The sequence below is a fragment of the Bacillus sp. FSL W8-0102 genome (assembly GCF_038007225.1).
Classification (GTDB): Bacteria; Bacillota; Bacilli; order Bacillales; family DSM-4216; genus Bacillus_O; species Bacillus_O smithii.
In genome coordinates this window covers 2,761,858-2,775,667 of the sequence record NZ_JBBOWT010000001.1, presented here as the reverse complement: position 1 = coordinate 2,775,667, position 13,810 = coordinate 2,761,858, and the positions used below count along the sequence as shown (strand labels likewise).

Annotated in this window: 12 protein-coding genes and 2 other annotated features; of the genes, 10 read left to right on the top strand and 2 right to left on the bottom strand. The window is 43.7% G+C overall.

Going from position 1 to position 13,810, the window contains the following annotated elements; all coding sequences use genetic code 11:
• Positions 1–98 precede the first annotated feature (98 nt).
• The 6 genes from thrS to N1I87_RS13175 all read left to right on the top strand — a co-directional run bounded on the left by thrS (position 99) and on the right by N1I87_RS13175 (position 5,449).
• Positions 99–2,042 (top strand): threonine--tRNA ligase, encoded by a 1,944-nt coding sequence (gene thrS / locus N1I87_RS13200; protein WP_341102206.1) that lies wholly within the window; start codon positions 99–101, stop codon positions 2,040–2,042.
• 195 nt (positions 2,043–2,237) lie between these two features.
• Positions 2,238–2,377 (top strand) — a sequence feature (ribosomal protein L20 leader region).
• A gap of 73 nt (positions 2,378–2,450) precedes the next feature.
• The gene (gene infC, locus N1I87_RS13195; RefSeq protein ID WP_169799153.1) at positions 2,451–2,969 is read left to right on the top strand and encodes a translation initiation factor IF-3; all 519 of its coding nucleotides are present in this window, start codon (positions 2,451–2,453) and stop codon (positions 2,967–2,969) included.
• A gap of 23 nt (positions 2,970–2,992) precedes the next feature.
• Positions 2,993–3,193, top strand: coding sequence for a 50S ribosomal protein L35 (gene rpmI / locus N1I87_RS13190; protein WP_048623805.1), 201 nt, complete (start codon positions 2,993–2,995; stop codon positions 3,191–3,193).
• 31 nt (positions 3,194–3,224) lie between these two features.
• Complete coding sequence (rplT, locus tag N1I87_RS13185) at positions 3,225–3,584, top strand: 50S ribosomal protein L20 (protein WP_003355596.1); 360 nt, start codon at positions 3,225–3,227, stop codon at positions 3,582–3,584.
• Between the two features lie 213 nt (positions 3,585–3,797).
• Positions 3,798–4,289: a dUTP diphosphatase gene (locus N1I87_RS13180; protein ID WP_003355595.1), complete on the top strand. Its 492-nt coding sequence runs from the start codon at positions 3,798–3,800 to the stop codon at positions 4,287–4,289.
• Between the two features lie 74 nt (positions 4,290–4,363).
• A complete protein-coding gene (locus N1I87_RS13175) occupies positions 4,364–5,449 on the top strand; it encodes a M42 family metallopeptidase (protein WP_003355594.1) in 1,086 nt (361 codons plus the stop codon).
• A 267-nt stretch (positions 5,450–5,716) separates the two neighbouring features.
• Here N1I87_RS13175 and sspI read toward each other — a convergent pair whose 3' ends face one another.
• Positions 5,717–5,923, bottom strand: coding sequence for a small acid-soluble spore protein SspI (gene sspI, locus N1I87_RS13170; protein ID WP_048623804.1), 207 nt, complete (start codon positions 5,921–5,923; stop codon positions 5,717–5,719).
• A 264-nt stretch (positions 5,924–6,187) separates the two neighbouring features.
• On the opposite strand from sspI, the gene N1I87_RS13165 reads away from it, so the two are divergent.
• The 4 genes from N1I87_RS13165 (at position 6,188) to pheT (ending at position 12,672) form a co-directional block, all read left to right on the top strand.
• Positions 6,188–6,952 carry a TrmH family RNA methyltransferase gene (locus N1I87_RS13165; protein ID WP_341102203.1) on the top strand — a complete coding sequence of 255 codons (765 nt, stop codon included), beginning with the start codon at positions 6,188–6,190 and terminating at the stop codon, positions 6,950–6,952.
• 188 nt (positions 6,953–7,140) lie between these two features.
• Entirely contained in the window at positions 7,141–8,517 is a 1,377-nt protein-coding gene (locus N1I87_RS13160; protein WP_341101318.1) for an ISLre2 family transposase, read from the top strand.
• Positions 8,518–8,823: 306 nt separating this feature from the next.
• Positions 8,824–9,064, top strand: a binding site (T-box leader).
• Positions 9,065–9,117: 53 nt separating this feature from the next.
• A complete protein-coding gene (gene pheS / locus N1I87_RS13155; protein ID WP_003355591.1) occupies positions 9,118–10,158 on the top strand; it encodes a phenylalanine--tRNA ligase subunit alpha in 1,041 nt (346 codons plus the stop codon).
• Between the two features lie 99 nt (positions 10,159–10,257).
• Entirely contained in the window at positions 10,258–12,672 is a 2,415-nt protein-coding gene (gene pheT / locus N1I87_RS13150; protein WP_341102200.1) for a phenylalanine--tRNA ligase subunit beta, read from the top strand.
• 211 nt (positions 12,673–12,883) lie between these two features.
• Here the strand turns inward: pheT and rnhC are convergent, their stop codons facing one another.
• Complete coding sequence (gene rnhC / locus N1I87_RS13145) at positions 12,884–13,807, bottom strand: ribonuclease HIII (protein ID WP_341102198.1); 924 nt, start codon at positions 13,805–13,807, stop codon at positions 12,884–12,886.
• Positions 13,808–13,810: the final 3 nt, after the last annotated feature.

Below are 13,810 nucleotides of genomic sequence, written 5' to 3'. Positions count from 1 at the left end.
ATGTTCTCCGTTCATTCGTCCCGTATGAACGAGAATGAATACGGTATATGGAATCATCCTAGTAAAAAATATCATGGGAATAAGGAGTGAATGGACAAATGTCAAACATGTTGAAAATTACATTTCCTGATGGGGCTGTAAAGGAGTTTCCAGAAGGAATTACAACGGAAGAGATCGCCGCTTCCATCAGCCCTGGACTCAAAAAGAAAGCCATCGCCGGCAAGCTGAACGGGAAGCATTTGGATTTGCGTACACCGATCAAAACGAGCGGTGCTATTGAAATCATTACTCCTGATCAGAAGGAAGCGCTGGATATTCTTCGCCATAGCACAGCACACTTAATGGCGCAAGCGATTAAACGACTATATAAAAATGTGAAATTAGGCGTTGGCCCTGTTATCGAAGACGGATTCTATTACGATGTCGATTTGGAAGAGCCGCTGACTCCTGAAGACTTGCCAAAAATTGAAAAAGAAATGAAGAAAATTGTGAAAGAAAACTTGGAGATTGTCCGCAAAGAAGTCACACGGGAAGAAGCGAAACGAATTTACGAAGAAATTGGCGATGAGTATAAACTAGAGTTAATTGATGCCATTCCGGAAGGGGAAACGGTTACCATTTATGAACAAGGGGAATTTTTTGATCTCTGTCGCGGTGTCCATGTTCCTTCCACCGGAAAGATCAAAGAATTTAAGCTTTTAAGCATTGCCGGAGCGTACTGGCGCGGTGACAGCAACAATAAAATGCTGCAGCGGATTTATGGAATCGCCTTTTTCAAAAAAGAAGATTTGGAACATCATCTTCAAATGTTGGAAGAAGCGAAAGAACGCGATCACCGCAAGCTAGGTAAAGAATTGGATCTGTTTATGAATTCCCAAAAAGTGGGACAAGGCTTACCGTTGTGGCTTCCTAACGGTGCGACGATCCGACGCGTAATAGAGCGCTATATTGTAGACAAGGAAGAAAGTCTGGGCTACCAGCATGTATACACTCCTGTGTTAGGCAGTGTGGATCTTTATAAAACAAGCGGCCACTGGGATCATTATCAAGAAAATATGTTTCCTGTCATGAAAATGGACAATGAAGAGTTAGTCCTTCGTCCGATGAACTGTCCTCATCATATGATGATTTTCAAAAACGGCATTCACAGTTATCGAGAGTTGCCGATCCGGATTGCGGAACTTGGAACGATGCATCGCTATGAACTTTCAGGTGCGCTGAGCGGTTTACAGCGCGTGCGCGGAATGACATTGAATGACGCTCATATTTTCGTCCGTCCTGATCAAATTAAAGATGAATTTAAACGTGTCGTTCGCCTCATTCTTGAAGTTTATAAAGATTTCGGCCTGAATGAGTATTCTTTCCGGCTGTCGTACCGCGACCCTGAGGATACAGAAAAATATTATGATGATGACGAAATGTGGGAAAAAGCCCAAGGCATGCTGAAGGAAGCAATGGATGAGCTTGGTCTGGATTATTATGAAGCAGAAGGAGAAGCTGCTTTCTATGGTCCGAAATTGGATGTCCAAGTTCGAACTGCACTAGGCAAAGATGAAACTCTTTCTACTGTTCAGCTCGATTTCTTGCTGCCGGAACGCTTTGATTTAACATATGTCGGGGAAGACGGCAAGCCGCATCGACCTGTTGTCATCCACCGCGGCGTCGTTTCAACGATGGAGCGCTTTGTCGCCTTTTTAATAGAAGAATACAAAGGGGCATTCCCAACTTGGCTCGCACCTGTCCAAGTAAAAGTGATTCCGGTTGCGGCTGATGCGCATTTTGAATATGCTAAAACCATTCAAGAAAAACTTCGGGCAGAAGGAATTCGTGCGGAAATAGACGACCGTGATGAAAAAGTAGGCTATAAAATTCGGGAAGCGCAAGTCCATAAAATTCCGTATATGCTCGTAGTCGGCGATCAAGAAATCGAAAACAAAACCGTTAACGTCCGCAAGTACGGTGAAAAACAATCTGAAACCATCCCGTTTGAGCAATTTGTTCAAATGATTAAAGAAGAAGTTAGCCGACGTTCAGCTAAATAATGGCATCAAACGAAGCGGAGCATCCTCCGCTTCGACATAAGCTCTAGTTGAGCGTTTTTTCTTGTTTGTTTGAAAAAAGCTTGCTTTTGTGAAAGGTCTTTGTTATTATGGAGTTCGTGATTGATTTGTAAATAATTTGACCAATATTTAAAGATATGATATATTTTGAAGCGACAATGGAATAGAATACACGTGAAGAACAAGCAGAAGCAAGCCCGCTTCTCACCTGAACTGACGCCTATAAGCTGTTGGCAGGTTAAACGGAGTCAATCGAAATCATATGGCTTGATCCATTTTTATGCGGGTTTTCTGTATACCCGCATTTTTTTATGCTTTCCCGACTCCTAAGCCCTTTCTGTAGCTTGTTTTTACAAGGTGTATTCCCTGAAAAATTTTTGGAGGTGGCTCATTATTAGCAAAGACATGATCGTAAACGAGGGCATTCGTTCTCGTGAAGTCCGTCTCATCGACCAAAACGGCGAGCAATTGGGCATTAAATCAAAAAATGAAGCTTTGGAAATTGCGGCCCGCGCCAATCTCGACTTAGTCTTGGTTGCCCCTAATGCCAAACCGCCTGTTGCCCGAATTATGGATTACGGCAAGTACAAATTTGAGCAGCAGAAAAAAGAGAAAGAAGCCCGTAAGAAACAAAAGGTTATCAACGTCAAGGAAGTGCGCCTAAGCCCGACGATTGAAGAACATGATTTTAATACGAAGCTTCGTAATGCCCGCAAGTTTTTAGAAAAGGGCGATAAAGTGAAAGCGTCCATTCGTTTTAAAGGGCGCGCCATCACGCATAAAGAGCTGGGACAAAAGGTGCTTGATCGTTTTGCTGAAGCCTGCGATGATGTGGCGACAGTCGAAACTAAGCCGAAAATGGACGGCAGAAGCATGTTTATTGTTCTGGCGCCAAAATCTGAAAAGTAACAACTTGATAGGAGGAATTCACAATGCCAAAAATGAAAACTCACCGCGGCGCTGCAAAGCGTTTCAAAAAGACTGGTTCTGGGAAATTAAAACGTTCTCATGCTTACACTAGCCACTTATTTGCAAATAAATCTACGAAACAAAAACGGAAACTTCGCAAATCTGCTATTGTATCAAGCGGAGATTTTAAACGGATTCGTCATATGCTTGACAACCTTAAATAAGATTGACAAGAATTTTTAGGAGGGAAATAATATGGCACGCGTAAAAGGCGGTACAGTAACTCGCAAACGTCGCAAAAAAATTCTAAAACTGGCAAAAGGTTATTATGGTGCAAAGCACACTTTATATAAAGTTGCTAATCAACAAGTAATGAAATCCTATATGTATGCTTACCGGGATCGTCGTCAAAGAAAACGCGACTTCCGTAAGCTATGGATTACGCGTATCAACGCTGCTGCAAGATTGAACGGACTTTCTTACAGCCGTTTAATGCATGGCTTAAAACTTGCCGGCATTGAAGTAAACCGCAAAATGCTAGCTGACCTTGCAGTAAACGATGAAAAAGCATTTGCTCAATTAGCGGATACTGCTAAAGCACAACTTCAAAAATAAGAAAAAAACATTCAACACCCATTCTGAAAAAAGAATGGGTGTTTTGTTTATTGTTATTGTTTTTACCGACAAAATGTCGAATGTTGCCCTTCATGAAGCCTTTTTCGTTTGTTCTATGGATAGAAGACAATCTTTCCGCTTGGAAACGAAAATGCTGTCATACTCACTTCTTTGATATAATGGCGAAGAAGACAAAAAGAAAGGGGTCAGACGATGAACCTGTCAAAATTATATGACATGCAAAGAGCTCTGGACGAATACATTGAACAAGAAAATCATGTCGCGAATGAAAACTTGCTCAGCCACAAACTGCTTGCCCTTTTAGTCGAATTGGGAGAGCTTGCAAATGAGACGAGATGTTTTAAATTTTGGAGCAAAAAAGGGCCGAGTGAAAAAGAGATCATTTTAGAAGAATATGTAGACGGGATTCATTTTCTGCTATCGATCGGCTTGGAGCTCAAGTTTGATTCTTTTACACAAATCAAGGATCCCACTTCTACTTCCAATGATTTAACGGACCAATTTCTGGCAGTTTACGAAGCTTTCCATCATCTGAAAAAGGAAAAAACATTGTCTTCTTATGAAAAAGCGTGGGAGGAATACGTTCTGTTGGCAAACATGTTAGGCTTTTCAACAGAAGATATAGAACGTGCATACATTGAGAAAAATGAAGTAAATTATAAAAGGCAGCGCGAAGGATATTAGGTAAAAGTTTTGTATTGTTTTCCATTTTTCTATATAATTTAAAGAATAAAGCTTATGAAAAAGGAGGGCGTCCCATGCCGAAATTGGATGAAACGTTAATTATGCTAAAAGAGTTGACTGACGCGAAAGGGATCCCGGGAAATGAACGGGAAGTACGCGAAGTCATGAGAAAATACATAGAGCCATTATCGGATGAAATTACCACTGATCATCTTGGAAGCTTAATTGCGAAAAAAGTGGGAAACGAGAAAGGCCCTAAAATTATGGTTGCGGGCCACTTAGATGAAGTCGGTTTTATGGTGACGCAAATTGACGAGAAAGGTTTTTTGCGCTTTCAAACAGTCGGTGGCTGGTGGTCCCAAGTCATGCTTGCCCAACGGGTGACGGTAGTGACAAACAAAGGCGACATTACCGGCATTATCGGGTCCAAACCGCCGCATATTTTATCGCCGGAAGCGAGGAAAAAACCGGTCGAAATCAAAGACATGTTTATTGATATTGGCGCCTCAAGCCGCGAAGAAGCAATGGAGTGGGGGGTTCGCCCCGGAGATATGGTGGTTCCTTATTTTGAATTCACCGTGATGAACAATGAAAAAATGCTTCTTGCCAAAGCTTGGGATAATCGCATCGGCCTTGCCATTGCCATAGGAGTGCTAAAATATTTAAAAGATAAAAAACATGAAAATATCGTGTATGGAGTAGGTACGGTACAAGAAGAAGTAGGTTTGCGCGGCGCGAAAACAGCCGCTCAAAAAATCCAGCCCGATATTGCTTTCGGTGTTGATGTCGGCATTGCCGGAGACACTCCGGGCGTTTCGGAAAAAGAAGCACAAAGCAAAATGGGAAAAGGACCGCAAATCATTTTATACGATGCTTCCATGGTCTCCCATAAAGGATTGCGCGATTTTGTCACCAATGTAGCAGATGAATTAAATATCCCTTATCAATTTGATGCCATTGCCGGCGGCGGCACTGATTCCGGATCGATTCATCTGACCGGACAAGGAGTACCGACGTTATCGGTTACGATCGCGACCCGTTATATTCATTCCCATGCCGCGCTTCTGCATCGCGATGATTATGAAAATGCTGTGAAGTTGATTGGAGAAGTGATTCTTCGTCTCGACCGCGAGGCTGTCAATAAAATCACATTTGATTAATCTTTTTATCAATTTGACAGAAAATGATCGTATAAGTGGCAAAACAGCCACCTTTCTGCTAGAAAGGTGGCTGCTTTCATCATGAAATAAGCGATGAAAGGATAAGACGATTCAGATTCAATTGGAAGCCAAGTATGAACACAAAAGAAGAATGTTTAAGTTCCAATGAAAATGAGCGAATAATATAGTGAGATGGATCCCTGGGAATGATTGGCGATCATGAGCCGTAAGGAAAATCCCGTAAAGTTTTTTTATTCAAGCTTTGTTTTATTTCAGTCCCGCGGATAAAGTATCGAGCATCATCTGCTTTTCTTTTTCACTGGCGTTTTTCCAAATGACTTCAAATAGTACACCGAGTCCGGGGAGCATTTTTTCCTCTCCGCTTTGAATGGCATCCACGATGGTATCTTCCAACTGATCAGGCGTATTGCCGGAAACATTATGAAGGATGGCCTTTCGCAAATCCAAATTCATGCATTTCCTCTCCTTTCACATACTTTCATGTCTATTTTCCCCTTCATTGCTTAGGCTATGTAAGAAAAATAAATCATTCTGCCAAAAGCCCATTTGAAAGGTAAGTTCCTTTTCATTTGATTATAGGAAAAGAAGGGAGTCCTCTCTTTTCAAAGCGGTTGATTGGCAAAAATCATATCTAGCTGATCGTGGATCATGCGCGGCGTCGCGGACATTATGCTATAATGATGTAATTGAATTCTATGGTCGAAAGGTGAGAAAAAAGTGAAAGTGATCCAATCCGTTAAAAATCCACAAGTCAAGCAGTGGAGGAAGCTGGCGACGAGAAAAGAACGAGATAAAACCGGGCGATATATGATGGAAGGATTCCATTTAGTTGAAGAGGCACTTTCCTATAAAAATGAGATAGAAGAAATCATTATGGAGGAAAACATTGTTTTGCCTGCAAAATGGAATATGGACGGTATTCCGATCACGATTGTGACAGCAGAAGTGGCGAAATCTCTGGCTGAGACGGAAACGACGCAAGGGATTTTTGCCGTTTGCAAAAAACGGGATTCGAAAAACGCTCTTGAACAAGGTACGACCTTTTTGCTGATTGACCGTGTTCAAGATCCCGGAAATATCGGGACGATGATACGGACAGCGGATGCGGCGGGAATCGATGCGGTCGTACTAGGAAAAGGAAGCGCCGATCCCTATAATCCGAAGGTATTAAGAGCTGCCCAAGGAAGCCATTTTCATGTCGACATCGTACAGTCACCTTTAGAAGAAGCGATCAGCTTGATTCAAAAAAAGGGTGTACCTGTTTATGGGACGGCTTTGCAAAATGCAGAAAATTATCGGGATATCCAGCCTTCTAAAGGATTTGCTGTATTGGTCGGCAACGAAGGCAGCGGCGTTTCGCAAGAGTTATTATCATTAACCGATCACAATGTATATGTACCGATTTACGGGAAAAGCGAATCGCTAAACGTAGCAGTTGCAGCCGGCATTTTGCTGTATCACTTTTTGGATTCGACAGTGTGAGTAAAATGTTTGTGGGAGAAATTCTTAGAATTCCCCGATGAGGGGGTTGGGAACGTAGGTTCGCAATCCCCCTCATCGGGGCCACCAAGCAAAGCGCGGTAGGATCCCAAGCAGGAAACATGAAAAAAGGACTCTCTCCCTGGTAAGATGATCATTGTTCACACCATCAAACAGGAGGAGAGAGTCCTATGAATATTCAACAACATCTTACCACAAATTCGTTGACATGGAAAGAGATCGAACTTGATTTGTTTCGAGCCTTGCAAAACGCCTTCACCGAGCTGTTTACGGCTCTGTTGGAGGACATCGACCGACAATTGGCGGAAACCCGGGACAAGCGCCGGTACCACTTGAAAGACAAACGACGCACCACGATTCAAACCTTGTTTGGCGAAGTTACCTTTGAGCGAAACTACTATTTAGACCGAGAACAAAACCGTTACACGTTTTTGCTTGATTCCTTTTTAGCGTTTGATGGATCGCAGTCAATCAGCCCTTGTCTAGAAGAAACGGCGATGGGATTGGCTGTGGAGTGCTCTTCCTATCGCAAAGCGGCTCATACGCTTGCCCAGATGGTCGGGTATCCGGTGATGAGCCATGAGACGATCCGCCAGTTGGTGCTCGAGGCTGAAGTTCCGCTGCACTGCCCGGTTGACCAGCGATATGGACGGGTGCTGTTTGTGGAGGCCGATGGACTGTTTGTCTCTCGCCAAGGGAAGGGAAAACGGGCCAAGGAAGACAAAATCCTGACCGTTCACGAAGGATGGAAGCGCAACGGCTCACGGATCGAATTCGTGAATCAGCGCCATTACGTCCATGAGGGCAAGGGGGAGGTGTGGGAAGGCTTCGAGGAATTTTTGATGAACGAATATGCCTATGATCCGTGTCGGGATCTTCTTGTCATCAACGGGGACGGCGCTCCATGGATTACCGCGTGCCGGGAGTATTTCAAAGGACGGGTCTGCTTCCAATTGGATCGATTCCACGTGGCGCGTGAGTTGCGCCAATGCCTCTCGGGCCATCCACGGTGGCAGGCGATTCGGCAAAAGCTGGCGAAGCAGGATGAAGAGAAGCTGCTTGTGGAACTGAACAGCGCCCTCGGCACGCTGGGGGACGAAGCGAAAGAACAACAGCTGGCTGCCTTGATCCACCGGATCGAATCGATGCCGGGATGCATCCGTGATTACCGGGAATGGCTGAAGGAGCAAGGAGTGGACACAACGGGCATGTATCCGATGGGGAGGGCTGAAAGCGTGATGAGCCAGCTGGCGTATCGGGTGAAATACCGCCGCAGTTGGACAGACAAGGGACTCAGGGCGTTTTTCAAGGCAATGATTGCCCGGATGGATGGGATTCGTCTTTTCGGACATCGTTTAGGAGAAGAATCGTCGCATCCGGCGGAGGAAACGGTGTCGACGGCATCCACCAAACAGACGATCGTGAACAAGGCGAAACAACGCGTCCGCCGTCTTTGGCCGGAGATCACGCGGAATAACGTGCCATATTTACAGCAATCGTCCGGGACTCCGATCTATCATGCCCTGTCTGAATTCAAGGGATGGTAAAAAAAGGTATACATATTCGTCTGTCATGGCAAGGGATGAGAGTCCGAAAGCGCTTACGGATGAAATTCAAAAAAATGGTTCGCTAACCTATGACTTACATCTATTTTCAGCGAACCAAAAAAATTCCCACAAAGTCTTGACTGACTCGATTCGACAAAAGGGGTTTGAAATTGCCAATGAAATTGCTATAATGATACCTATAATACGAACTTAGCTTAAATGGGCGGAGAGAAAATAACGCTTTTTTGAGAGACGAATCCTTTTAAAGGACTTCATTCTAAAGAAACCAATCAAATTTAAATAGGGTTAAAGACAATGACAGAGAAAAGTAGTTTGCTTCCTTCCATTCAGGGAGAAAATGCCGTGACTGAAAGCATTTTTATGTGAAGAGCAAACGAAGTTCACCTCTCGAGTCGGCGTTTGGACCATTTCCGAGGAAATGTAAAGACGCCCCGGTTCAATAGCCGTTATTTGTATGAAGAGAGTATGCCGCGAACGGTTCGGCATGCTAAAAAGGGTGGTACCGCGATCCAACCTCGTCCCTTTCCTTTGGGGCGAGGTTTTCGTTTGGAAAAATAATGTAAAAGGAGGAGCATGACAGTGGAGCAGAAGTTAAAAGAATTGGCTCAAGAAGCGTTGTCAAAAGTGGCAAGTGCTCAAGACTTAAAAGAATTAAATGACATTCGTGTCAGCTATTTAGGTAAAAAAGGCCCCATTACAGAGGTTTTGCGTGGAATGGGGAAGCTGTCTGCAGAAGAACGTCCAAAAATCGGGGCTTTGGCCAACCAAGTGAGGGCTGAAATTGCCGAGCAAATCGAGAAAAAGCAAAAACAGCTGGAAGAAGCGGCCATAGAAAAGCAATTAAAAGAAGAAGCGATCGATGTTACATTGCCGGGACGTCCTGTCAAAAACGGCAATGCCCATCCATTGACTAAAATAATAGAAGAAATAGAAGATTTGTTTATCAGCATGGGGTATCAAGTAGCGGAAGGACAAGAAGTGGAAACAGACTACTATAACTTTGAAGCGCTTAATTTGCCGAAGGATCACCCAGCCCGCGATATGCAGGATTCGTTTTATATAACGGAGGAAATTTTGCTTCGCACGCATACTTCCCCTATTCAAGCACGGACAATGGAAAAACACAAAGGAAAAGGTCCGGTTAAAATTATTTGTCCAGGAAAAGTATACCGCCGCGATAACGACGATGCGACGCATTCTCATCAATTTACTCAAATTGAAGGTCTTGTGGTCGATGAAAACATACGCATGAGTGATTTAAAAGGAACGCTTGAAGTGTTTGCTAAACGGTTTTTCGGCGAGGATCGGGAAATTCGTTTGCGTCCGAGCTTTTTCCCGTTTACCGAACCTTCTGTGGAAATGGATATTTCCTGTAAAATTTGCCATGGCAAAGGATGCAGCGTATGTAAAGGCACTGGATGGATTGAAATATTAGGAGCCGGTATGGTTCACCCAAATGTGTTGGAAATGGCCGGTTTCGATTCGAAAAAATATACGGGCTTTGCTTTCGGAATGGGTCCGGAAAGAATTGCTATGCTTAAATACGGAATAGATGATATTCGTCATTTCTATACGAACGATATTCGCTTTTTAAAACAATTTTCCATTCATGAATCTTAACGAAAGGTGCTGTTGCTTTAAAAGCACTTGTACATAAACGGATAACGATTGCCTGTAAAAAGGCAACATGGTTCATTGAGAAAAGGAGGTTTTCTGAATATGTTGGTTTCACTGAAATGGCTTCAAGATTACGTGGATCTTTCGGGAATTTCCGCGAAGGATCTGGCGGAAAAAATAACCCGATCCGGCATTGAGGTAGAAAGCGTGGAAATACCGGGAGAACATATTAAAAATGTAGTGATCGGCCATGTATTAAAATGCGAAAAACACCCGGCTGCCGACAAATTGAACAAATGTTTGGTAGATATCGGTGAAGGAGAACCGGTTCAAATTATTTGCGGTGCACCGAATGTAGCTGCAGGCCAAAAAGTGGCAGTAGCCAAACCAGGTGCTCGCCTTCCGGGAGGCATAAAAATTAAAAAGGCCAAACTGCGCAGCGAAGAATCGAACGGCATGATTTGTTCTCTACAAGAACTCGGTATTGAAGGAAAATTGGTGCCAAAAGAATTTGCCGAAGGGATCTTTGTGTTTCCGGATGATGCTGAAGTGGGGGCGGATGCGATCGCAGCGTTGAACTTGGACGATTGTATCATCGAACTAGGATTAACGCCGAACCGCTCCGACTGCTTAAGCATGCTCGGTGTCGCTTACGAAGTGGCGGCCATTTTGGATCGTGATGTGAAACTGCCTCATCCCGTTTACCATGAAAGTACAGAAAAAGCCAGTGATTACATAAAAGTGACAGTGGAAGCAAAAGAAGATAATCCGTTCTATGTCGCCAAAGTGGTTAAAAACGTAAAAATAGGCCCTTCTCCGTTATGGATGCAGGCACGGCTTATGGCAGCTGGTATTCGTCCACACAACAATGTGGTAGATATTACGAACTATATCATGCTGGAATACGGACAGCCTCTCCATGCGTTTGACTACGATCGCCTTGGTTCTAAAGAAATTCTGGTAAGACGCGCTTATGATGGAGAAGAAATCGTGACATTAGATGATGTAAAACGTACTTTGACGCCGGAACATCTCGTGATCACGAACGGTTCCAAACCCGTAGCATTGGCTGGAGTGATGGGGGGAGCCAATTCCGAAGTTCAGCAGGATACGACAACCGTCTTAATCGAATCTGCTTACTTCAACGGAACAACTATTCGAAAGGCATCTAAGGATCACAGCTTGCGCAGTGAAGCGAGCGCCCGCTACGAAAAAGGTGTCGATCCAAACAGGGTCAAAGCTGCGGCGGAAAGAGCTGTTGAACTTCTGGAAAAATATGCTGGTGCGGAAGTGCTGCGAGAAACGGTTGTCGCCGGAGATTTAGAGGCAGAACCGAAAAAAATAACGATATCGCTTTCCAAAATCAACCGCGTTTTGGGCACCAATCTTTCGAGTCAAGATGTTGTCGATATTTTCCGGAGACTCCGTTTCACTGTCGAAACTAGCGACGACTTGTTCACTGTCACCGTTCCGACTCGAAGAGGGGACATTACGATTGAAGAAGATTTGATCGAAGAAGTAGCTCGTTTATATGGATATGACGAATTGCCAAAAACGTTGCCGGTAGGAGCTGCCTCTCCGGGAGGTTTAACCCCTTATCAACAGAAGCGTCGCGTCGTGCGCAAGTTTCTGGAAGGAGCGGGGCTGTATCAGGCCATCACTTATTCTTTGACCAGTCGGGATATGGTTCATCAATTTGTACTGGATAAAACGGAACCGGTCGAAATCGCCATGCCTATGAGCGAGGAAAGAAGTCTTCTTCGCCAAAGCTTGGTTCCTCATTTGTTGGAAGCAGTATCCTATAATGTCGCTCGCCAAAATGATTCAATCGGGTTATATGAGATCGGGTCGGTTTTTCTGAAACAAATCGGCCAAGAACTGCCGCAGGAAGATGAACATATTGCCGGAGCCATTACCGGTGTGTGGGAAGCGAACGAGTGGCAAGGAGAACAAAAACTGGCAGACTTTTTTGTTTTAAAAGGAATATTAGAAGGGCTGTTCGCAAAACTTGGTCTTGGCGATGCCGTTGAATGGAAAAAAGCAGAACTCCCTGATATGCATCCGGGACGGACTGCTGAAATCTTTTTAAATGGCAAAAGACTAGGTTTTATTGGTCAAGTGCATCCTCAAAAGCAAAAACAATTAGACTTAAAAGAAACCTATGTTTTTGAATTAAAAGCGAGCATCTTGTTAAATGAACAAGCGCTGGAACTGCAATACGATCCGATCCCTCGCTTCCCTTCGATTACACGCGATATTGCCTTAGTGGTGGACAAAGACACGGAAGCTGGAAAATTGCAACAAATCATTTGGCAAGCAGGTGGAAAACTGCTGAAGGAAGTCCGCATTTTTGACTTATATGAAGGGGAACATTTACAACCAGGCAAGAAGTCGATCGCTTTTTCTCTTAAATACTATGATCCGGATAAAACGTTAACAGATGAAGAAGTCATGAATGTCCATGAAAAGGTGCTTGCTGCCGTAAAAGAAAAAACAGGAGCAGAATTAAGAAGTTAAAAGGATCATTACATGAAAACAGACTCAACATCACCGTTTCTTTGGATGTTGAGTCTGCTTTTATTAAGGAAGGATTTTCTCTTGTTAGCGTAAAATCATGCATTGAAAGCGGAGGGGTTAAGATTTCACCGCCGAGAAAAACAACAGCCTGAAAAATAAAAAAGCGAACTTCTATTAGCGGATATTCTCTTATCGGTGACAGAAGTTTCGCTTATTTTATCAACCGCAAAGCCTTTTCCGTATTCGCAAAATGCCTTTTGGCAAAAAAATTCAAGCTTTCTTCGCCTTTTTCGGCGATGAGTCGAGCGGCTGCTTCATCGACGATGGAACCGGCGCCTTTTGGAAGGGTGAAGCCAGCTTTCTTAGATAATTTTTCCATTTCTCTTAAAAATGCAAAGCGGGCGAGAATGGAAGCGGCAGCCACAGCAATATGGACGCTTTCACCTTTCGTTTGAAAATAGACGTTTTCCTTGCAAATCTCTTTTTCTTTTTCTAAATATCGGAAGTAAAGAGGCTCTTCCGCAAATTGATCGACCAGTATGGCGTCCGGTTTTTCAGGAGAAATTTTGTGCAATACATTTAAAAGGGCGCGATTGTGAAGAAGAGCTTTCATTTTGCCTTGGGACATTCCGTTTTTCTGAAGCTCATTATATTTTTCGTTATGCAGCACCAATAAACTGTATGGAATGGTGTGGACCAATTGTTTTGCGATATCGATAATACGCTGATCGCTGAGCTGTTTCGAATCTTGCACACCTAAATGTTTTAGATCAAGGATCTTATCTTTTCGGACAAAGGCCGCAACAACAGTGATCGGGCCAAAATAGTCCCCTGTACCGACTTCATCACTGCCGATAACGGAAAGCGATGAAAAACCGGAAGGTAAGACAGAACCTTTGCTCATGGATGATTTTTTTTCAGATGGAAGGGAGTCTTGTTCCCACTTTTTGGATTCTTGCTCGGCGCTGTTTCCTTGAAAAAGGACTTTTCCGCTTTTGTAAGCGGTGATTGTGCACCCATTTCGTTTAGCGCAAAAAACAGCACCCGTCGGCAGTTTCGCAGTTAAATCGTCCGCATAGTGTGTTTTCATGGACGAAAGAACAGAATGAGATACTTTCAGTACTATATTCGACAACAT

What these genes read in the sequence shown, in the direction of transcription:
- rplT (WP_003355596.1), top strand. Translation starts at nt 3,225, where the DNA reads ATGGCACGCGTAAAAGGCGGTACAGTAACTCGCAAACGTCGCAAAAAA.
- N1I87_RS13160 (WP_341101318.1), top strand. Translation starts at nt 7,141, where the DNA reads ATGAATATTCAACAACATCTTACCACAAATTCGTTGACATGGAAAGAG.
- sspI (WP_048623804.1), bottom strand. Translation starts at nt 5,923, where the DNA reads ATGAATTTGGATTTGCGAAAGGCCATCCTTCATAATGTTTCCGGCAAT.
- N1I87_RS13180 (WP_003355595.1), top strand. Translation starts at nt 3,798, where the DNA reads ATGAACCTGTCAAAATTATATGACATGCAAAGAGCTCTGGACGAATAC.
- pheT (WP_341102200.1), top strand. Translation starts at nt 10,258, where the DNA reads ATGTTGGTTTCACTGAAATGGCTTCAAGATTACGTGGATCTTTCGGGA.
- thrS (WP_341102206.1), top strand. Translation starts at nt 99, where the DNA reads ATGTCAAACATGTTGAAAATTACATTTCCTGATGGGGCTGTAAAGGAG.
- rpmI (WP_048623805.1), top strand. Translation starts at nt 2,993, where the DNA reads ATGCCAAAAATGAAAACTCACCGCGGCGCTGCAAAGCGTTTCAAAAAG.
- N1I87_RS13175 (WP_003355594.1), top strand. Translation starts at nt 4,364, where the DNA reads ATGCCGAAATTGGATGAAACGTTAATTATGCTAAAAGAGTTGACTGAC.